General features: G+C 36.5%; 21 protein-coding genes. 10 read left to right on the top strand and 11 right to left on the bottom strand.

The window, feature by feature from the left end:
- Positions 1-6 precede the first annotated feature (6 nt).
- From ACY3XC_RS21515 to ACY3XC_RS21505, 3 genes are all read right to left on the bottom strand, one after another.
- Positions 7-507, bottom strand: coding sequence for a hypothetical protein (locus tag ACY3XC_RS21515; RefSeq protein WP_464870362.1), 501 nt, complete (start codon positions 505-507; stop codon positions 7-9).
- 185 nt (positions 508-692) lie between these two features.
- On the bottom strand, positions 693-1,457 hold the full coding sequence (gene aroD / locus ACY3XC_RS21510) for a type I 3-dehydroquinate dehydratase (protein ID WP_464870361.1): 765 nt from the start codon (positions 1,455-1,457) through the stop codon (positions 693-695).
- Positions 1,458-1,484: 27 nt separating this feature from the next.
- A complete protein-coding gene (locus tag ACY3XC_RS21505) occupies positions 1,485-1,988 on the bottom strand; it encodes a shikimate kinase (protein WP_464870408.1) in 504 nt (167 codons plus the stop codon).
- 179 nt (positions 1,989-2,167) lie between these two features.
- On the opposite strand from ACY3XC_RS21505, the gene ACY3XC_RS21500 reads away from it, so the two are divergent.
- Complete coding sequence (locus tag ACY3XC_RS21500; RefSeq protein WP_464870360.1) at positions 2,168-3,223, top strand: potassium channel family protein; 1,056 nt, start codon at positions 2,168-2,170, stop codon at positions 3,221-3,223.
- 228 nt (positions 3,224-3,451) lie between these two features.
- Here the strand turns inward: ACY3XC_RS21500 and ACY3XC_RS21495 are convergent, their stop codons facing one another.
- Complete coding sequence (locus ACY3XC_RS21495) at positions 3,452-3,676, bottom strand: hypothetical protein (RefSeq protein WP_464870359.1); 225 nt, start codon at positions 3,674-3,676, stop codon at positions 3,452-3,454.
- 96 nt (positions 3,677-3,772) lie between these two features.
- Positions 3,773-4,117: a nitrous oxide-stimulated promoter family protein gene (locus ACY3XC_RS21490; protein ID WP_464870358.1), complete on the bottom strand. Its 345-nt coding sequence runs from the start codon at positions 4,115-4,117 to the stop codon at positions 3,773-3,775.
- A gap of 245 nt (positions 4,118-4,362) precedes the next feature.
- On the opposite strand from ACY3XC_RS21490, the gene ACY3XC_RS21485 reads away from it, so the two are divergent.
- Positions 4,363-5,553, top strand: a complete 1,191-nt coding sequence (locus tag ACY3XC_RS21485) for an MFS transporter (protein WP_464870357.1) — start codon at positions 4,363-4,365, stop codon at positions 5,551-5,553.
- 39 nt (positions 5,554-5,592) lie between these two features.
- Here the strand turns inward: ACY3XC_RS21485 and ACY3XC_RS21480 are convergent, their stop codons facing one another.
- Positions 5,593-6,015 carry a DUF4395 domain-containing protein gene (locus ACY3XC_RS21480; protein ID WP_464870356.1) on the bottom strand — a complete coding sequence of 141 codons (423 nt, stop codon included), beginning with the start codon at positions 6,013-6,015 and terminating at the stop codon, positions 5,593-5,595.
- Positions 6,016-6,167: 152 nt separating this feature from the next.
- On the opposite strand from ACY3XC_RS21480, the gene ACY3XC_RS21475 reads away from it, so the two are divergent.
- On the top strand, positions 6,168-6,986 hold the full coding sequence (locus tag ACY3XC_RS21475; protein WP_464870355.1) for a PRD domain-containing protein: 819 nt from the start codon (positions 6,168-6,170) through the stop codon (positions 6,984-6,986).
- 52 nt (positions 6,987-7,038) lie between these two features.
- Here ACY3XC_RS21475 and nagE read toward each other — a convergent pair whose 3' ends face one another.
- Complete coding sequence (nagE, locus tag ACY3XC_RS21470) at positions 7,039-8,484, bottom strand: N-acetylglucosamine-specific PTS transporter subunit IIBC (RefSeq protein ID WP_464870354.1); 1,446 nt, start codon at positions 8,482-8,484, stop codon at positions 7,039-7,041.
- A 259-nt stretch (positions 8,485-8,743) separates the two neighbouring features.
- Positions 8,744-9,226, bottom strand: a complete 483-nt coding sequence (locus ACY3XC_RS21465; protein WP_464870353.1) for a PTS sugar transporter subunit IIA — start codon at positions 9,224-9,226, stop codon at positions 8,744-8,746.
- A 401-nt stretch (positions 9,227-9,627) separates the two neighbouring features.
- Between ACY3XC_RS21465 and ACY3XC_RS21460 the strand changes: the two genes are divergently transcribed.
- The 4 genes from ACY3XC_RS21460 (at position 9,628) to ACY3XC_RS21445 (ending at position 12,614) form a co-directional block, all read left to right on the top strand.
- Positions 9,628-11,118: a peptide MFS transporter gene (locus tag ACY3XC_RS21460; protein ID WP_464870352.1), complete on the top strand. Its 1,491-nt coding sequence runs from the start codon at positions 9,628-9,630 to the stop codon at positions 11,116-11,118.
- A 143-nt stretch (positions 11,119-11,261) separates the two neighbouring features.
- Positions 11,262-11,741 carry a glutathione peroxidase gene (locus ACY3XC_RS21455; RefSeq protein WP_179159391.1) on the top strand — a complete coding sequence of 160 codons (480 nt, stop codon included), beginning with the start codon at positions 11,262-11,264 and terminating at the stop codon, positions 11,739-11,741.
- A gap of 13 nt (positions 11,742-11,754) precedes the next feature.
- A complete protein-coding gene (locus ACY3XC_RS21450) occupies positions 11,755-12,192 on the top strand; it encodes a MarR family winged helix-turn-helix transcriptional regulator (protein ID WP_464870351.1) in 438 nt (145 codons plus the stop codon).
- Between the two features lie 122 nt (positions 12,193-12,314).
- Positions 12,315-12,614 (top strand): hypothetical protein, encoded by a 300-nt coding sequence (locus ACY3XC_RS21445; RefSeq protein ID WP_464870350.1) that lies wholly within the window; start codon positions 12,315-12,317, stop codon positions 12,612-12,614.
- Positions 12,615-12,692: 78 nt separating this feature from the next.
- Here the strand turns inward: ACY3XC_RS21445 and ACY3XC_RS21440 are convergent, their stop codons facing one another.
- The 3 genes from ACY3XC_RS21440 to ACY3XC_RS21430 all read right to left on the bottom strand — a co-directional run bounded on the left by ACY3XC_RS21440 (position 12,693) and on the right by ACY3XC_RS21430 (position 15,491).
- The gene (locus ACY3XC_RS21440) at positions 12,693-13,370 is read right to left on the bottom strand and encodes a Na-translocating system protein MpsC family protein (protein ID WP_464870407.1); all 678 of its coding nucleotides are present in this window, start codon (positions 13,368-13,370) and stop codon (positions 12,693-12,695) included.
- A gap of 144 nt (positions 13,371-13,514) precedes the next feature.
- Positions 13,515-14,192 carry a Na-translocating system protein MpsC family protein gene (locus ACY3XC_RS21435; protein ID WP_464870349.1) on the bottom strand — a complete coding sequence of 226 codons (678 nt, stop codon included), beginning with the start codon at positions 14,190-14,192 and terminating at the stop codon, positions 13,515-13,517.
- A 225-nt stretch (positions 14,193-14,417) separates the two neighbouring features.
- Complete coding sequence (locus tag ACY3XC_RS21430) at positions 14,418-15,491, bottom strand: ATP-binding protein (protein ID WP_464870348.1); 1,074 nt, start codon at positions 15,489-15,491, stop codon at positions 14,418-14,420.
- Between the two features lie 326 nt (positions 15,492-15,817).
- Between ACY3XC_RS21430 and ACY3XC_RS21425 the strand changes: the two genes are divergently transcribed.
- The 3 genes from ACY3XC_RS21425 to ACY3XC_RS21415 are packed head-to-tail and all read left to right on the top strand — an operon-like array spanning position 15,818 to position 19,467.
- Positions 15,818-17,296 carry a spore germination protein gene (locus tag ACY3XC_RS21425; protein WP_464870347.1) on the top strand — a complete coding sequence of 493 codons (1,479 nt, stop codon included), beginning with the start codon at positions 15,818-15,820 and terminating at the stop codon, positions 17,294-17,296.
- A 10-nt stretch (positions 17,297-17,306) separates the two neighbouring features.
- A complete protein-coding gene (locus ACY3XC_RS21420; RefSeq protein ID WP_464870346.1) occupies positions 17,307-18,407 on the top strand; it encodes a GerAB/ArcD/ProY family transporter in 1,101 nt (366 codons plus the stop codon).
- Entirely contained in the window at positions 18,391-19,467 is a 1,077-nt protein-coding gene (locus tag ACY3XC_RS21415; protein ID WP_464870345.1) for a Ger(x)C family spore germination protein, read from the top strand. Before ACY3XC_RS21420 ends, ACY3XC_RS21415 begins: the two co-directional genes overlap by 17 nt.
- Positions 19,468-19,486: the final 19 nt, after the last annotated feature.

Genomic DNA, 19,486 nt, shown 5'->3' with positions numbered 1-19,486 from the left:
CCTCGATTAGATTGGTATGAACATATGTATAAGAAATACTAGAAAAAAGGCCATGGCTGTTAGTAAATGGAATTTCCGTCTAAATCCTGATGATTTTTTATGGCGCAGGTAACCCGCAGATAATGTAATTGATAGTACAGCTAGGGCTAGATAGCCGCTGACTAGTTTTAAGTTTCCATAGCCGACTGCAGGTGCAATTTCATATAAATTGATAGCAGCATGACCGACAATAATCGTTGTAGCGGTAATCGCTATCTTAATATGCCACTTCATCATGGCTCTTGAAAATTTCGCAAGACGTATCTTTATCTGCCTTACCGATGATTTTCGTATGACTAAAAAGATGAAATACATATTGATATTAACTAAAAACAGAATCATCGCTATTTGTGCCAGAAACTGAGCTAGTATCACCAAATTGCTGTCATGCGGTCGGAAAAACCAGATATAAATAAACGAAAATACAATTAAAATACTATTTACTGCAATCCAGAGTCTATGAGGCAAGCATTTTTCCTCCTTTTTTTCAACAGTTGGTGCTCTTAATTATGTATATCAGCGTTAAATTGATTATATCCACGTTAATTTAAATATATCAGCGTTAAACCAAATATATCCGCGTTACCCTCTGTTAATTTTACTATACACAAAAAAGGAAAGTACCCATAGCAGGAACTTTCCTAAATGTAAATTTATAAACTAGAATTTATCAGCGAAAGAATTCTTCTTAATTCGGTGACAGGCACCTGACCAGGTGCAGATGCCTTCTTGGCAGCACCGAATGTCAGAGCAGAACCAAATATTTCACCTGCTAACCGGCTGATAACCCCATTACCTGCCATTGACATTGTAATAATCGGTCTGTCCGCGTATTGCTCATTCATAGTATTGGTGGCGTCTAAAAGGGTCAAAACATCCGCTGCACTTTTTGGCATGACGGCAATCTTAGGTAAGTCGCCGCCTAATTCTTGTGCCTTACATAATCGAGACACAATTTCTTCTTTTTCCGGTGTTTTATCAAAATCATGATTAGAAATAATAACAAACACATTGTGTCCATGTGCAGTGGCAACGAGCCTTTTGACCTCTTCGGCATCATTAAACAGCTCGACATCAACGATATCAATCTGACTACTTTCGGCCATAACCTTATTTAATTCAAAGTAGTATTCCGTGCTAACTTCCTTTTCTCCACCTTCTCTTGCACTTCGGAACGTGAAAATAATTGGTGTATCATTTAGGATGGAACGAATTTCACTCAGTGCTTCTCTAACCTTCTCCAAATCCTCTACATGCTCAAAAAAATCGACACGCCATTCTACTATGTCCAAATCTACTGTAGTAAGAAACTCTGCTTCCTCGGTTAATTCTGATATTGTTTTACCCACCATAGGAACGCAAATTTTAGGTGCTCCTTCTCCAATACTTATCCCCTTAACGGTAACACTTCTTTTCATCTTCTCCTCCACTCCCTCAAACCTTTTTTACTTGGTTTCATGCAGCTCCCAAGATAATTTCAGGGTTTTTACAATGCTATCAGCTAATTCATCCATATTTTGATTGCTTATTTCAATCGTTGAGTGATAGTTATTTTCATAGATTTCTTTTCTTTTATAAAATAACTCTTCTATTTCATCCATAGACTTGCCTTGCAGGACTGGACGGCTGTCAATAATCAAACTTAATCGATTCTTCCAAGCATCCCAGGTAATATCTAAATAAAATACGATACTAGAATTAAGGCATACCTTTCGGATTTCTTCCTGAAGGAATGCTCCGCCGCCCACAGAAATAATCTTTAGTTTATAGTGACAGAGATTCTGAATGAATTCTTTTTCCTTTTCTCTAAAGGCTTTCTCACCAATTTCAGCAAAAATTTTCGGAATTGGCATGTTATACTCTTTTTCAATTTCTTCATCAATATCAATAAAATCTCGATAAAGTTTTTTTGCAACCAGCTTCCCAATCGTCGTTTTCCCAGCACCCATAAACCCAATAAAGACAATATTCTTTTCTCTTAATGACAACGGTTTTCATCTCCCACAGGCAAATAATATTGATACCATTATAAGCTTTCTAATCCATAAAACCAATCATGGTTATTTTTTAGGGTTAATTGGGAAAATAAGTTTATTCAATGACACGAAAGCTAGGAGATACTATGGGAATGCCTTTTAAAAAATTACTGTACTACCTAACAAAGCTGCGTAACAGAATCTTTTTCCCACTATTCATTTTGTACGTTTTATTCGCAGCCTATATTGTTCTATATATTGAGCCTGAGACATTTGGAACCTACCTCACTGCTATCTACTGGGTGCTGACCACCCTTGCCACGGTTGGCTTTGGAGACTATGCTCCCGTCACGCAGCTAGGTCAGGCATTTACAATTGTTATGTATATTACGGGTATTGGACTTGTCAGTGTCTTTATTGGAAAAGTGTTAAAAGTAGTCTATCTGTTCGATAAACTTAAAGTTGGTGGGGAAATGAAATATACAGGCAAAAATCATATCATTCTGATTGGCTGGAGCGACAAATCACAGCTTGCCATCCAAGAAATCCTAAAATCAGATAAATCCATTGATATCGTCATCATTGACGAATTAGAGAAAGCACCAATGGTCGAGAAACAATTGTATTATGTTCGTGGTGATGCAACCGATGAAGAAACACTATACAAAGCAAATTTACCTGAAGCCAAAGGTGTTATTATCTTTGCTGATCAGAAAACTCAAGACAACATTGGCGCAAAAGACCCTCTTCTCGTTGATGGAAAAACCTTACTAATTGCAACAGCCATTACATCGATTGAAGGAAAACTAAATACCCCTATTCATGTAACAGCAGAGGTTGTATACCAAAAGCATATCCGGCTATTCCAACAGGTAAAGGTGGATGAATTTATTCCGACGCAGGAAATGATTTCTCACGCAGCCGTTCGATCACTGTTTTCTCATGGAGTCACAAATATGTATTCGGAGCTAATGAGCAGTCAGTATGAAGAATCCATGTATGAAATATCGAAACAATCCGAATGGAAAACGTACCGAGATGCCTTTAGGGATTTGCTCAATAAGGGAGCAACACTCGTAGCTGACCGCGGGAACCTGCATATCAATCAAAAACTCGATGAACCAATCCCGGAGGATGCCCAGCTTTTTGTTATATGCGATAAAGAGACTCTTTTGAAGATAGATCCAGAATCCAAGCCCACTAAATAAGAATAGGTCCTATCTAATGGATAGAACCTATTTTTTGGGGTTTATTAAATAATTTCTGAATTTTTTGCGTTTTTAGTTCCGACTATGACGGTTTGATCACCCATTTAAAGCCCAATAGAGCAAAGATTGGAGGTTAGGCCTTGAATGCAAAAGTCTCATTTAGCATCAATCGTGTTTAACTAAAAATAGTGTGTTATCACCGTACACCGATGATTCCACACTATTTTTTTAGCTAATATTTATTTTATCCTTCGGCTCTTCTAGCTTCATCTGCTCAAGTTCGAGTCTCATTCTTTCTGTTTCAATTAAATAATTCTGATGTTTTAGTTTTTCTAGTTCAAGTTCCCCTTGAATTAATTTGTATTTTAATTTATTCTGCTTTTGAAAATGGGTCGTTAATATAGCAATGATTGGAATCGAGAATACCATAATAACTGCGATTGTCCCCGTCATTTTACTCCCTCCCTTATTATGACCTCTTAGTAAAATAATACCAAATCCTAATATTATTTTGTATAGATTTGTCAAAAATGAAAAGCGTGGAACATGCTATTCCACACTTCTCATTTGTTTCTTGGGTTTATTGAGCAAATGCTTTACGGAATAGACTGGATGGTATAACAACATCCATGGTCCTGAATAACGCATGACCGATTTCATTTTTAGCCGATATTTTGGTTTGTAACAGTGCACAGAACAATTAGAGCAGGCACCTTTTTCTTCTCCAAATCTACATAGTGAAAGTCTCATATGTGCATAGGTTTTTAAATTCTGACATTCCTTACATAGTTCATCCCGATGTTGATGCTTTCTCCGACAATACAACTCAATCATCTTGGTAACCATTTCTTTTTCCTTCTGAATGTTTGGACCCGTATTTAATTGCCTAATCATTGAACGTAAACCCCCTTTAACAAGATAGATCTACTCCCCAAATGTGTTTCTACTTAGAACATATCACAGAATCTCACCCTAAAAATCACTAATCTATAACAATTTCCTAACAAGTCACAATCCATATCTTTTCAAAATAAACTTTCTCTTTGACAAAAGCCTGTATGCCTATATATGATAGTAAGCAGTGCAAAAGGTTAACACTATATTTGAGTGTGTTATCTTTATGAGGAAGGTGGCTTTATATGACCGGAGATCAACGAAAAAAAATCATCATGTTGATGATCAACATGTTTATAGCAATAGGGAGTTTTGGTATCATCATTCCCATTTTACCAGCGTATTTAGAGTCGATTAATCAAGGCGGAACTGCCGCGGGACTGTTCATTGCTATCTTTGCTGGAGCACAGTTCATCTTTTCTCCGATTGCAGGTAAATGGACCGATCAATATGGCCGCCGAAAGATGATTATATACGGACTAGCAGGTCTTACTCTGTCGATGTTCATTTTTTACTTTTCAAATTCAATCTGGGTGCTTTACGCCTCTCGTGCGGTTGGCGGCATTGGCTGCGCTATGCTTGTACCAGCCATTTTCGCTTATATTGCAGACATTACGACGATGGATCAACGGGCGAAAGGGAATAGCTTAGTATCGGCAGCGATGTCTCTTGGAATTGTTGTAGGACCTGGAATTGGCGGATTCTTAGCAGGGTTCGGCTTGAAATTCCCTATTTTAGTTTCAGCACTTGTATCTCTAGTCTCTGTATTGTTTTCCATTTTTCTTTTAAAAGAGAGTCAAACAGCTCCTGCCGGAGATTCGGCAGAAATGGCCCCCGATGAGTCCATGGTACGCAAAATAGCTCGCTCAGTGAATATGCCTTATTTCATTCCGCTTATTATTACACTCGTAATGAGTTTTGGATTAATTGCCTACGAATCGGTTATTGGTTTATACCTTGATAATCAATTTCAATCATCTGCGAAAGATATTGCGATAATGGTTACGGCAACTGGAGTTGTCAGTGTTATTGTTCAGCTCTTTGTTGTTGATAAAATAGTAAATCGGTACGGTGAAAGATCTGTGTTGAATGTATTTATTGCTGTAGCTGCAGCTGGATTTTTATTTTCGCTATTCGCTTCCAGCTACTCTCTATTCTTTGTCATCTCACTTTTCATTTTCCTATCAACCTCTATTCTCCGCCCGGTGTTGAATACGTTGATTTCTAAACTTGCAGGAAACGAACAGGGCTTTGCGATGGGGATGAATAATGCTTATATGAGTATTGGCAACGTACTTGGGCCAACACTTGCAGGATTACTATATGATGTCAAAATTACCTATCCATTTATCTTAGGATTTGTTTTATTAATCATTACCTTATTTATTACCTTTACTTGGCAAAAACGTTCACTTAAAACTAAAGCAGTTGTATAGTATAAGAAAGACTGATGCGGCATGATCGCATCAGTCTTTTTAATTTGCTCTTTTATATTGAAACATTTTCCACTGATAGTGAATAAAACAGCCAATGCAAAATCCGAGGATAGCTACAAATGCCGCGGCCGCAACCATAATTGTGAAAACATACCCCACCGTGTTCCAGCCAAGCAGAAAACCTATGAACCCAGCTGCCAAACAAAATACAGCTATTTTTTGATTGAATTGCTGCTGTTCCCAGTCCTCCGGGATATACTCTTCTGGCTTTTTCTTTAGAAAAAGCTTTGCAATATTCATTACGGGATTATATTTAAAAACAATTCCTGATATTCCTGCAAGTAATGGGACTATTAAAAACCATCCTTCAGCGAAAACCAGAGTTAATACGGCACTAATGACAATCACCCATTGGTTTGTTTTCACAAGTGGTCTTGGTATAGAACTTACTTTATCAGACAAATAAAACCCCCCTTTCTTATCGGGGTTATTGGTTATTATTTCAGTTTACCTGCTTTATGCCGTTTTGTATAGCTTTGTTTTTTAAAAGGTAGACCCAATTTGTTTTAAAATGTAAGATGGAAGTAAGGGCTTTTACAAGGAGTTGGCGTTTTGTGAAAATCAAAAAAATCCTCAATAACAATGCTGTTGTGGTTTCAGACAACAATGAAGAAAAAATAGCAATTGGCGCTGGCATTGCCTTTCAAAAACGGAAGAATGACGTTATTAATCCAGGTAAAATTGAAAAGCTATTTGTTATGAAAGAAAATGAAAAATTCCAGCAGCTCTTGCAGCAAATACCCGTAGAACACTTTTCCATCTCAGAAGAAATCATCTCTTATGCAGAAGAATGTCTGGGTTTAAAATTAAATGAGCATATCCATATTGGTCTTACCGATCACTTGTCTTTTGCCATCGAAAGAGCTACACAAGGAATTCACCTTAAAAATAAGCTTTTTGATGAAATAAAAATCCTATACAAAAAAGAATTTGATATCGGTATGTGGGCAATCACACATATTGAAAAAAAGTCGCAGGTTAAAATGCCTGTAGATGAAGCTGCCTATATTGCTTTGCATATCCATACTTCAAAGCCTCAAAGCGGCGACATGAAACAAACATTAAGGCAGACCGCCATCATTGGTGAAATGATTCAAACCATTAAAGATTCACTTCATATATCGATAGAAGAAGATGATCTTTCTTACCAGCGGTTAATGACCCATCTTCGGTTTACTCTATCCAGACTCCAAGATGAATCGCAGCCAATCATGGATGATGAAATGCTGAACATGCTTAAGAAAAAATTCACTGCTTCCTACAAAATTTCACAGAAGGTAGCCAAGCTTCTCGCGAAAAACCATGGTATCAAACTTCCTGAACAAGAACTCGGTTATATAACCATTCACATTGAAAGAATCAGAAACCGTTAAACGATAAAAACCGCTTGGACCATTGGTATCCAGGCGGTTTTTCATTAACAAATTATTTTTGCTTACGGATTTTCGCGATCTCATCGGCTACGAATTGTACATTTGTTCCTACAATGACTTGAATGCTGTTTTTACCAACAACATTAATACCCGGAACACCAGTCGATTTAATTTTCTTTTGGTCAACTGCTTCCATATCCTTAACTTCTAAGCGTAAACGTGTTACACAATTGTCCACAGATGTTACATTGGCGTCCCCGCCTAAGCCTTCATAAATATTAGCAGCCATTACAGCAAATTTATTTCCTGCTGCAACACCTTCATCCGAACTTTCATCAATATCATCTTCACGACCAGGAGTCATTAAGTTGAATTTTGTAATAATAAAACGGAATAAGAAATAGTAGATAACCGCAAACACTAGACCTTGAACGAGTAACATATATGGTTGATTGGCAATTGGAATTTTTAAGCTTAACACAAAGTCAACCAATCCTGCACTAAAGCCAAATCCTGCAGTCCATTGGAACGCAGCTGCAACGGCTAATGAAATACCTGTTAATACAGCATGTGTTACATAAAGTGCAGGAGCTGCGAACATAAACGCAAATTCAAGGGGTTCTGTAACCCCAGTAAAGAATGAAGCTACACCTGCAGCCAGCATTAATGCAGCCACTTGTTTTTTCTTAGATGTCTTAGCAGTATGATACATGGCTAAGGCAGCTGCTGGTAAACCAAACATCATAACTGGGAAGAAACCAGCCTGATACCTACCAGTAATACCTTGTTCACCCTTACTAGCCCAGAAATTACCAATATCGTTAATTCCTGCTACATCAAACCAGAATACAGAGTTTAAGGCATGGTGTAGTCCGATTGGAATCAATAGTCTGTTGAAGAAACCGTATATACCCGCACCAATCGCACCTAAATCACTAATTCCTTTACCAAAAGAAACTAGTCCGGAGAAAACGACTGGCCAAACAAAAAACATCACTAATGATACAGCTAACATCGCTATCGATGTCATAATCGGAACGAGTCGTTTTCCACTAAAGAAGGACAACGCATCTGGAAGCTTTACATGACTGAAACGATTATACATAATAGCAGCGATAATACCTGAAAGAATCCCTGTAAATTGTGTTCCAATTTTTCCAAAAGCCGCGTTTACCGCTTCTGGGTCGACCCCTTGCAGTAAGGCCACTGAATTAGTGGATAACACAGTTGTAATAACGAGATAAGCAACTAGACCACTTAGTGCCGCTGAACCATCTTTGTCTTTTGACATTCCCAGTGCTACACCAACAGCAAAGAGGATTGCCATATTATCAATAATCGAACCGCCTGCTTTAATTAAGAAAGCCGCTACTGGATTTCCAGCACCCCAGCCTGTAGGGTCAATCCAGTACCCGATACCCATCAGTATTGCTGCTGCAGGTAATACTGCTACTGGCAGCATTAAGGAACGGCCTAGTCTTTGAAGATATTTCATCATTTTTTTATTCCCCCTATCTTTTTTATAAAAAAGTGAACAAAGCTTTACTGCCCCGGTTAACTCAACAAACTTTAACAAGTTTCAATGATTTTCATTCCATCTTAGATTGATGAAAAAAATGAATAATAAGTACTTTAGCATGGAATTTTTAACAATTGGACCTTTTCAAGCAAAATTGAGTACTTCAGCGGCCAAAACTCTTATTAATGCTAATCATTCACTGTTGGAAGTCAACCACCTCCTTTATAGAAGATTAATTTTAGGTACCTGAGATGATAACCGTTTCCCCCTGAACAGCACTCTTTTCGTCTGTGAGAGAATATTGTTTTTTCCCATCCTGGCTATTTGTAATGACAATAGGTGTTACGATGCTTTTTGCATGGGCCTTAATATATTCCCAGTCCACTTCCATTAGCAGCTGCCCAACTGTAACCTTATCCCCTTCATTAACTGCTAATGTAAAACCTTTTCCATTTAAAGCGACAGTTTCTAACCCAACATGGATAAGAATTTCTGTTCCATCCTTGGCTCGAATGCCAACAGCGTGCTTTGTAGCTGCAGTGAGTATAATCGTTCCGCTGACTGGTGAATGAATATTTCCTTCACTAGGATTTATCGCAATCCCTTCCCCCATCATCTTTTCACAAAATACAGGATCCGGTACTTCCTCAAGTGGAACAATGGCTCCATTCACTGGTGCATATATTAATAACCTTTCCTTTTTAAATATACTAAATACCATACGAAATACCCCTTTACATAGAAAGAATAAATAAAAAAGGCATGGGGGTACAATAAAAGGGCAGAAACGCCTTTTTATTTACCACCATGCCCGAAAAGTATCAGTAACATGTGATCAATATTTGCTATTAATACAATCATACCATTAAACCGATAAAATACAAGTGAAAGCGATAACATCTTTTTAAAATATTTATCTCAACCAACAGTAAAACGTTTTCATAATAATTTGTTTTATCCAAATATAAATACTATTTTAAAAAAACTTTTTACTTTCTTAGTTACCGATACAATCCCTGTTATAACAACGTTTATATCAATTCGTATTTTATTCTCTAAAAATAGTTTTTGACAATTGAAAACAATCGAAAGTATTATAATATAATAAAGGGAGGTAGAAATATGTCGAATTATAATAGGCAGAAAATTGTGGATAGTGTCCCTCAGAAAGGTTTCTTCGGACACCCAAAAGGATTATTCACTTTGTTCTTCACAGAATTTTGGGAGCGCTTTTCTTACTACGGTATGAGAGCTATCCTAGTCTACTATATGTACTACGAGGTTTCAAAAGGCGGATTAGGACTCGATGAAAACTTAGCTCTGTCCATTATGTCCATTTACGGATCACTAGTTTATATGTCTGGTATCATTGGCGGCTGGTTAGCTGACCGGATCTTTGGAACATCTAAAGCGGTATTCTACGGTGGAGTATTGATTATGCTCGGCCATATTGTTCTCGCGGTTCCTGGCAGCGTTGCCATGTTCTTTGTATCCATGGTGTTGATCGTTCTGGGTACTGGTATGTTAAAACCAAATGTTTCTACTGTAGTTGGTGAAATGTACAGCGAGTCAGACGATCGTCGTGACGCAGGTTTCACAATCTTCTATATGGGAATTAACGCCGGTGCATTCTTAGCACCACTTATCGTCGGAAGTGTTATGGATTATAGCTTCCATTTAGGCTTTGGTATTGCAGCCGTTGGTATGTTCCTTGGTCTTGTAATATTTGTTTTGACTAAAAAGAAAAATCTTGGTCTAGCAGGTACAACTGTTCCAAACCCGCTTTCAAAAGCTGAAAAGAAAAAGACTTTTACTTTCATCGGATTAGGTGTAGTGGTTCTTGCTGTATTATGTGCTGTTTTAATTCCAATGGGAATATTAACGTTCTCAAGTTTTATTAATATCGTTACATTCTTAGGTATCTTAATTCCTACTCTTTACTTTTTCGTTATGTACCGCAGCCCTAAAACAACAACTGTGGAACGTTCAAGAATTATTGCTTACATTCCATTATTTATTGCAGCTGTTATGTTCTGGTCGATTCAAGAACAAGGCTCAACAATTCTTGCGAGTTATGCAGACAAACGCACTCAATTAGATTGGATGGGAATTGACATTTCTCCAGCATGGTTCCAATCTTTAAATCCTTTATTCATAATTATCTTTGCACCAATTTTTGCCGGCCTATGGGTTAAATTAGGAAAACGTCAGCCAACAATACCACAAAAGTTCTCATTAGCGTTATTATTTGCTGGATTATCATTCCTTGTTATCCTTTTGCCAGCTTACCTTGGCGGTACAGATACATTGGTTAGCCCAATGTGGCTTGTTCTTAGCTATTTAATTGTTGTATTTGGTGAATTATGTATATCGCCAGTTGGTTTATCCGCAACAACAAAATTAGCTCCTGCTGCATTCTCAGCACAAACTATGAGTTTATGGTTCTTAGCAAGCGCTGCAGCTCAAGCCCTTAATGCACAAGTCGTTAAATTCTACTCACCTGAGAATGAAATGGCGTACTTTGGCTTTATCGGCGGTGCAGCTATCGTACTAAGTATGATTCTATTTGCATTAGCTCCGAAAATTCAGGGCCTAATGAAAGGTATTCGGTAAATGATACTAAAGCAGTATCCCAGCATAAATGGGATACTGTTTTTTGTTTTATTGCTAATTTTAACTAAATCGTGTAAGATTTAATCGTACACGATTTAGTTAAAAACATTATTTCTACCACCCTATTTTAGGAGGAAATTACAATGACTACTGTATATGATTTTACTGTAAAAATGACGAATGGCCAGGAAAAATCACTAAAGGAATACGAAGGCAAACCCTTACTAATCGTTAATACCGCCAGCAAATGTGGATTGACTCCTCAATTTAAAGGTCTACAAGAGTTATATGAAAAATACAAAGACCAAGGTTTAGAAATTTTAGGATTCCCCTGTGATCAGTTCAATAATCAAGAATTTGATAATATTGATGAAACCACCCAGTTTTGCCAATTAAATTACGGTGTTACCTTTCCGATTTTCGCGAAGATCGATGTAAATGGCGAAAACAGTGACCCTTTATTTTCTTTTTTAAAGGAGCAGAAAAAAGGGATTCTTTCCAAAAATATTAAATGGAACTTCACTAAATTTCTCGTCGACCAGAACGGACAGGTTGTAGAACGCTATGCACCAACCACTGAACCACTGAAAATGGAAGATGACTTAGAAAAGTTACTTTCTTAGTTAGGCGGTCTATATGGAAGACTTTATGACGTTAAAGAAACAACTATGCTTCGCAATCTATGAAACCGCTGGAGAATTTAATAAGTTATATTCTAGTGTTCTTCAGCCCTTTGGTTTAACCTATCCGCAATATTTAGTCTTATTGGCTTTATGGGAAGAGGACGGAGTAACGGTAAAGGAACTAGGAGAGAAATTGAATTTAGGCACTGGTACATTAACTCCTATGGCTGCACGAATGGAAGCAAATGGCTGGCTTAGGAAAGAACGTTCTAAAGCAGATGAAAGAAAGGTATTTATCTATTTAGAAGAGAAAGCTCGTACAGAAAAGTTAACCATCACCAGTAAGGTAGCAAAGGTTATTCAATCCTGTCAGATAGAGCTTGAAGAATATGAGCAGTTGATGAAGCAGTTGAATACATTACAGAATAAAATTAAAGAAAGAAGATTATAACTTGTTTTTCGTACAAAAAAGCTGTCCATTATTTGGACAGCTTTCATTTATTAAACAGAAATACTCATACCCCAACCAGCTTAAGGAAATAGTAACATTATTAAGCAGAAGGAGGCTCTCAGATGATTGATAGAAATAATAATGGTAATAATATGTTACCCTTTATTAGTGTAGGTATTGATTCAAACAGTGATGTGAAATTAAATGAAGATCAATACGAGGTATATGTGAATGGGAGTTTTGTTGGGCGCAAAACACTTAAAACCCAAGGAGAAGATCTATCAGATATTGACGACTTTTTGCGAAATCAAGGATTCAGTGATTTCACCTCTTCCGTTGACGGTGACCATTATACGATTACCGTCGATCATCAAGACGATGAAGTATCAAATGCCTTGTCTGTCTACTTTAATAATCGGTAAATGTCCATTTTAAATCTTAGGGAGTCTTTCTTAATGAAAGACTCCCTTTTATATGATCATTAACGGACAGGAGGCTGCCTAAGGATTTAAAATGAAAACCATTAACGATTTATCTTCCTTAAAGTTCCAGTCTATAAAAATATCCCTGACAGATCTATGAAAAATGTCTTCAAACCTGCCATATCGGTGAAAGTAACTTTTCTCCAATTCATCTTTTGTGAATCTTAGTTCGTTTTCAAAACCTTTATCAATTAATGCTTTTTCTATTTGAATAAGAATACCTCTTCTTTCAATGACGAAGATGGAGGGAGAAATTGGGCAGGTATTAATTTTATCTGGTACTTTTTCCACCAGTAAGCTTATCCTGCCTACTTCCAATTCTAATCTTTGGATATCAATATCGGGTTTGAATCTCTGACCTGCTTCACTATCTAAAACAAAAGTAAGCATGCCTGAGTTATTTGGCAAATTCCAATCATGGTAGTATTCCTCCACTTCAACATCAAAAGTTATTTGTATTACTCCTTTTATTTCATCCAGCAGGTGGGTAATAATTACATTTCTAGCAAAATCGACGTACTTGTTCTGCCCTTGCTGTAATAAAACATCCTCCATCGGTGATAAAAATCCACCTATATAAGTGACAAGATAATTTTGAGATAAGGTAGTTTGACAGCTGCGAGGGCCCCTGCCGAATTTTTTTCTTAACAACTTGCTTATGTAACTGCTAATATACTCTTCCTTTTTTAGATCCATCAATATGTTTAACTCCTTCGTTCCTAATTTGGAAGGTGGCTGTTATATCCAATTAGTATGTACGAAAGCATGCTTTATTAAAATATAGGCATAAAAAAACACATTGTATTTTAGGAAGTCCTTCTTACAACATGTTTTTTTCAATTACTTCATTGTATATAGTTTGTTAAAGATAAACACAAGATAATTTCGATTATTTTTATAATCCCACATGATAAACATATCCTCAATCAAACGATTAAAGAGACCTTCAAATAGTACCTTGTTCCTCCAATATCCTTTTTTGATTTCCCAAGCCTGATGGATCAATAATTCCGCATTCCCTTTTTCATAAACTAATCTCTCGAGTGGCAGCAATACTTCTTTAGATTCAATTGCACAAATATTTTGTGTGAGCTTTACAATCTTTAAGTTCGCAGGCTTCTTATAGTAATTTGACCCAACATTCTCTATTAAGGTAAAAAGATTCCGTTCAAAACTGCTATCTATATTCTCCTCATGGTCCGATTGAGAATGATCTAATAGAAGAATTCCTGTATTTCTATCATAATTCCAGTCATGAAAGAAGTAATCACAGGGTATCCCCAAAACCTTTGATACTTCCGGTAAATATTCCTCCGTTACTGCATTGATTATGGTAGAACGAAAATTCACCGCCAATTCTAACTTGTCCTGTTTTATTAATACTTCTTCAGCCGGGGTAATAAAATTTCGCATATACACGTAAAGTCTATTACCTTTTAAGATAACATTACAGGCTTCTGGACCTTTTCCGAATCTTCGTTTGAGCAATTTACTAAATGTACTGCTAAGATAGACCAAATTTTCATGTTTAGATTTAATATGTACTCCTCCTTACAAATAAAAAATGGCCTAACTTCAAAAAGAAGTTAGGCCACGGCTCAGACGACTATATTAATAGTTTCTTCCATTTACCACACAGTTTACGAGTATTATTTTTTATGTAAAATATAAGAATGCAAAACTAATGACTGCAAGACATTAGACTATACTATCTTACCATTATTTTTACTATACTGCAATTGTTTAGGTTACGGTCGGTAATATCACTTCAATACAGGTCCCTTCCGTATTACTGATAATATTAATTTTTCCACGATGCTCCTCGATGATTTCATTGCTTACTTGCATCCCAAGCCCCATGCCCTGTTCCTTCGTTGTAAAAAACGGTTCATTTATTCGTTTTAAAATCTCTGGCGGAATACCGCTGCCATGATCAATAATTCGAACATGAACACTTTCATTTAGGTGAATCCCTTCAACGATTAGCTTCCCGCCATCCGACATTGCTTCAATTGCATTTTTTATATAGTTTATAAACACTTGTTTCATTTGATTCTCGTCCCCTACGATCGTTACCTCTAAAGCATGGAAATTTTTTATCACTTCAATATTTTTTAACAGCGTCTGCGACTCCATCAACGTTAGGACTTTGTCTAAGAGAGAACGTATATCCAGCTTTTTATAATCTATTTTTGTTGGCTTTGCGAGAACCATTAGTTCTTTTAGAATCATTTCCACACGGTTTATTTCTGATTCCACAATTCTAAAGTATGTCTTTTCTCCTTTATGCTCACCCATTATTAACTGCAGGAAGCCCTTTATTGCGGTCATTGGGTTACGAATTTCATGTGCAATCCCAGCGGCTAATTGACCTGCCGCTGCTCTTTTTTCCGCCAGTAATTGTCTTTCTCTTTTAAGCAATGTTATATCTTTCAACACTACGTAACTCCCTACCACTTCATTATTAAAAAGGATTGGAAAGGTAGTTACATTAACTTCAATATGATTTCCTAATCTACTATTGACTTTTGAATCAAAATTCACGAGTTGTTCCCGTTGTTTTTCAATAAAAAAGGTTTGAGGTTCACTTAAAGCAGAAGAGTTGAAGATATCACTCAGTTTCAGATTGTTTAGTTCGTTTCGAGAGCATTGCAACAGCTCTTCACAGACTTCATTGACATAAATTAATTGACCACTCATGTTTACTATAAAGAATGCATCAGTGCCTTTTGATAGTACCGAGAAATCTTTATCTACATTGACATCGACATATATTTCAAGTAATGAATTTAATCGTTTCAGTTTATCCTTATCCATGTTCGTACCTGCCCTCCCATTTTATAATAATAAAAAAAGCCAAAATAAGCGTAGTTATCCCTACGGCTTACTTTGGCTTAAATCCTAGCATCTACATATCTAGATAATCATTACCGATTAATAATAAGCGAATCTCAATAGTAAAAAGAGTTTTAATAAGTAGATTAGAGCATATATCCCTATATCCACCTTTATAATATACTATTTTGACCAAATTTTCAAATAATAACGATTTACTATCTATTGCAGCAAAGCTCCTTCTGAAACATAATCTTTCCAATATTGGTAACACTACTCTTAGTCTCTTCCAAAAAGGAGAAAGAAGTATGTTTAAACTTTTTAAAAACAAAGAAAGAGAAGGTTTAGAAAAACTTTTAGCAAAATCCGACGATTTTAAATGTGTTGAGTACGTTAACAATAAAACAAACATTTCCTTTACCTTGAAATTCCTTTCCACCCTTGTGGATGAAAAAACCATCCAAGAAAGTGTCCTTCCCTATTTATTAGAAGAAAATTTTAAACAAATAGAAGATGCAAAACAAATTATCCCACTGGCTGATGTACAGGTTTCAGAGGATATCTCACTAATAGAACAAAAGCTTTTTAATGGTTCTGTCTTATTAACTGTGAAAGGTAAAGATAATAAGTTTTGTTTTTTGGGAGCTAGGAAAGAAATCGGACGAAATGTTAGTCTCCCAGAGGTTGAATTCAGTGTAATCGGACCTAAGGAATCCTTTGTAGAATCAATTGACCAGAATTTAAATCTTATTAGAAAAAGAATTCCTGTTAAAGAATTAATCATGGAGAAATTAACGGTTGGAACACTATCTAAGTCAAAAGTAGCAATTCTTTATTTAGATGGGATTACAGACCCTGAGAATGTAAATACTGTCCGGCAGCGAATTAAAAACATTGAATTTGATGAAATTACTGATAGCTCCTATATCGTTCAAATTATTTCTGACAATCAAAATTCACCTTTTCCTCAGCTCCTTGATACGGAAAGGCCAGATCGAATTTCTGCCATACTCGCTGAAGGCAAAGTAGCGATTTTTGTTGATGGATCACCACATGCATTAATTGGACCTACTACACTGGTAGAATTTTTCAGCTCATTTGAGGATTACTATCTAAACTGGATTCTGTCTTCCTTCTTTCGCTTGATTCGACTATTCGCCGTTGTGTTTTCTATTTTGGTTACACCCGTATATGTGGCAACACTTAGTTATCATTATGAATTAATACCGCAAGACTTAATGAGTACCTTAGTAGCATCCCGAAGAGTTATACCCTTCCCTCCTATTTTGGAAGCATTATTTCTTGAATTAACAATCGAGCTTTTACGAGAAGCTGGAGCTAGATTGCCGACAAAGGTCGGTCAGACAATTGGTATCGTTGGCGGGATTGTTATTGGGACAGCAAGTGTCGAAGCAGGGCTTACGAGTAACATTCTCTTAATTTTCATTGCATTAGCAGCACTCGCTTCCTTTACAACCCCTGTCTACAGAATAGGCAACACGATTCGATTACTGCGTTTTCCCTTTTTAATTTTTGCGGAAGTTTGGGGACTGCTGGGTATAATAGTCTGCTTTTGTTTTTTATTGACCCATCTTATTCGTCTCACTTCACTAGGAAGGCCATATTTAGAACCTTTGTACCCTCCTAGAATGCAAGATCTTAAAGATGCTTTTATTCGGTTATCTTTTGATAAACAAAGAAAACGACCATTCCTTCTGAACTCAAAGCAACCCAACCGTTTTCATAAAAAGGCTGCAAAAGAAAAGAAAGATATAGAAGATGAATAGAGGGACCATTATGAATTCTAACGTTCCGGATAGTAAAAAAATATCTCCTTTTCTCGTATTTTTTCTAATTCATACCATGCAGACAGGGGTAGGTATTCTGGGATTTCAAAGATTTATTGCTAAAACAGCGGGATATGATGCTTGGATGTCCATCATTTTAGCGGGTTTTTTTATCCATATACTTTTGTGGATGATGTTTAAAATGCTAAAAATAGTAAAAGGCGATATGACTTCGATACATACATTTGTACTTGGCAAAAAAATCGGTAATATCTTCAGCAGCTTTTTTATTCTCTACTTTAGTTTACTAACTGTTACCGTCCTGCGCAGTTATATAGAAGTTATTCAGGTTTGGATGTTTCCTGAACTAAGAACCTTTTGGTTTGCTCTTGCCTTACTTATTTTAGTTATCTATATTGTGTTTGGGGGTTTTAGGACGGTAGCAGGTATTGCTTTTTTTTCGATCATATTACCATTCTACATTGCTGTTTTATTTGTTATTATCATTCCATATTCTGACTTTACCAACCTCCTCCCCATTTTCGATCATTCGGTAAAGGAGATACTGCTTGCTAGTCGTGATATGACGTTTACTGTGATTGGATTTGAAACTTTATTATTTTTTTATCCGTTTATACAAAACCCTGAAAAAAGTAAGAAGTGGGCTCACTTTGGTGCATTATATACAACCATTATTTGTACCTATTTGGCTATTCTAGCCTTTGCCTTTTTTTCAGAAGCACAATTACAAAAAAACCTATGGCCAACATTAACCATGTGGAAAATTATTGAATTACCCTTTGTTGAACGCTTTGAATATATTGGAATTGCAAACTGGGGTATAGTGATATTACCTAATTTATGCATTTGTTTATGGTGTGCAAGTCGATTAGCAAAACAGCTTTTTTCCATCCGTCAAAAAATGTCGGTTCCGGCCATTGCCACGCTTTGTTTAATAGCCACCAGTTTGATATCAACAAGAGAACAAATGAATACACTGACTAATTTTACTGCAAAGATTGGTTTTTACTTTAATTTCTTTTATATTCCCTTATTGTTTGCAGGTACATTAATAGCAAAGAAGGTGAGAAATCGTGGGACGCATACTTAAGATGATTGCTTCTGTATTTGTAGCCTTCAGTTTAATTGGCTGCGTCAAGAAAGAGGTACTAGATGATATTAGCTTAATTGAAGGAATCGGCTTCGACTATGTTGATAAAAAAAATATACTTGGGACAGTAATCATTCCCGTTTACCTGCCTGACCAGCCACCTAAAAATAATACCTACTCTGCTAAAGCTGAGATTAAAAAGTCAATTCTACAGGAGGTTCAACGGCAAACCGCTGACCCGATCGTAACAGGAAGCCTTGCGGTCGTCTTATTTAGTAAGACATTATCAGAAAAGGTAGGTATTCTCCCTTTGGTAGATCCCTTTCAAAGAGATCCTGGTGTGGGATCTGGTCTATATTTAGCGGTGGTAGATGGAGAAACGAAGGAATTACTATCAGGGAATTATGGTATAAGGGGTAATGCCACCTACATCTCTAATTTAATGGAACATAATATCAAAAATGAAGATCTTCCAAAAACGAATTTACAACTGTTTCTTGCGGATTTTTATCAAGAAGGAAAAACCCCCTTTATACCGCAGCTAAAGCAAATTGGAAAAGATAAACTGAAAATTAATGGGATATCCTTGCTTAAACACGGAAAAATGGTTGATCTTATTTCACCGGAAGAAATGTTTTTTTTCAAGCTGCTTGTAGACAAGTATAGCGAAGGTATGCACCTAGTCAAAATAGATAGTGGTGAAGCAGCCGTCCGAAGCATTCATTCCTCCCATAATTTTGAATTGACTAAAAGAAATCCAACTGAAATCACCATTCATATAAAAGTTGACGGAAACATTAATGAATTTACCGGTCAAGAGCTGACCCCAAACTCGATAAAGGCATTACAAAAACAATTCGAAAAGGACATTCAGAAGGAATCCCTTAAACTGATACGGCGTTTTATAGATAAAAAAATTGACCCAGTAGGATTCGGCCATTTTGTAAAAACACAGACAAGGAACTTTGACTTTAATAATTGGCGAGAAAATCAATATAAAGACCTTGTCGTAAAGATAAAAGCGGATGTCAAAATCTCAGAGTCTGGTGTAATTGAATAAATAAAAAAGCAAGTAGACT

The organism is Bacillus sp. CZDM1 (assembly GCF_055502545.1).
Note: the sequence above shows the minus strand (reverse complement) of the source record. Positions and strands in the feature narration are given on the sequence as shown.

What these genes read in the sequence shown, in the direction of transcription:
- aroD (WP_464870361.1), bottom strand. Translation starts at nt 1,457, where the DNA reads ATGAAAAGAAGTGTTACCGTTAAGGGGATAAGTATTGGAGAAGGAGCA.
- ACY3XC_RS21505 (WP_464870408.1), bottom strand. Translation starts at nt 1,988, where the DNA reads ATGGGTGCTGGGAAAACGACGATTGGGAAGCTGGTTGCAAAAAAACTT.
- ACY3XC_RS21500 (WP_464870360.1), top strand. Translation starts at nt 2,168, where the DNA reads ATGCCTTTTAAAAAATTACTGTACTACCTAACAAAGCTGCGTAACAGA.
- ACY3XC_RS21495 (WP_464870359.1), bottom strand. Translation starts at nt 3,676, where the DNA reads ATGACGGGGACAATCGCAGTTATTATGGTATTCTCGATTCCAATCATT.
- ACY3XC_RS21490 (WP_464870358.1), bottom strand. Translation starts at nt 4,117, where the DNA reads ATGATTAGGCAATTAAATACGGGTCCAAACATTCAGAAGGAAAAAGAA.
- ACY3XC_RS21485 (WP_464870357.1), top strand. Translation starts at nt 4,363, where the DNA reads ATGACCGGAGATCAACGAAAAAAAATCATCATGTTGATGATCAACATG.
- nagE (WP_464870354.1), bottom strand. Translation starts at nt 8,484, where the DNA reads ATGATGAAATATCTTCAAAGACTAGGCCGTTCCTTAATGCTGCCAGTA.
- ACY3XC_RS21465 (WP_464870353.1), bottom strand. Translation starts at nt 9,226, where the DNA reads ATGGTATTTAGTATATTTAAAAAGGAAAGGTTATTAATATATGCACCA.
- ACY3XC_RS21460 (WP_464870352.1), top strand. Translation starts at nt 9,628, where the DNA reads ATGTCGAATTATAATAGGCAGAAAATTGTGGATAGTGTCCCTCAGAAA.
- ACY3XC_RS21455 (WP_179159391.1), top strand. Translation starts at nt 11,262, where the DNA reads ATGACTACTGTATATGATTTTACTGTAAAAATGACGAATGGCCAGGAA.
- ACY3XC_RS21450 (WP_464870351.1), top strand. Translation starts at nt 11,755, where the DNA reads ATGGAAGACTTTATGACGTTAAAGAAACAACTATGCTTCGCAATCTAT.
- ACY3XC_RS21445 (WP_464870350.1), top strand. Translation starts at nt 12,315, where the DNA reads ATGATTGATAGAAATAATAATGGTAATAATATGTTACCCTTTATTAGT.
- ACY3XC_RS21440 (WP_464870407.1), bottom strand. Translation starts at nt 13,370, where the DNA reads ATGGATCTAAAAAAGGAAGAGTATATTAGCAGTTACATAAGCAAGTTG.
- ACY3XC_RS21430 (WP_464870348.1), bottom strand. Translation starts at nt 15,491, where the DNA reads ATGGATAAGGATAAACTGAAACGATTAAATTCATTACTTGAAATATAT.
- ACY3XC_RS21425 (WP_464870347.1), top strand. Translation starts at nt 15,818, where the DNA reads ATGTTTAAACTTTTTAAAAACAAAGAAAGAGAAGGTTTAGAAAAACTT.
- ACY3XC_RS21420 (WP_464870346.1), top strand. Translation starts at nt 17,307, where the DNA reads ATGAATTCTAACGTTCCGGATAGTAAAAAAATATCTCCTTTTCTCGTA.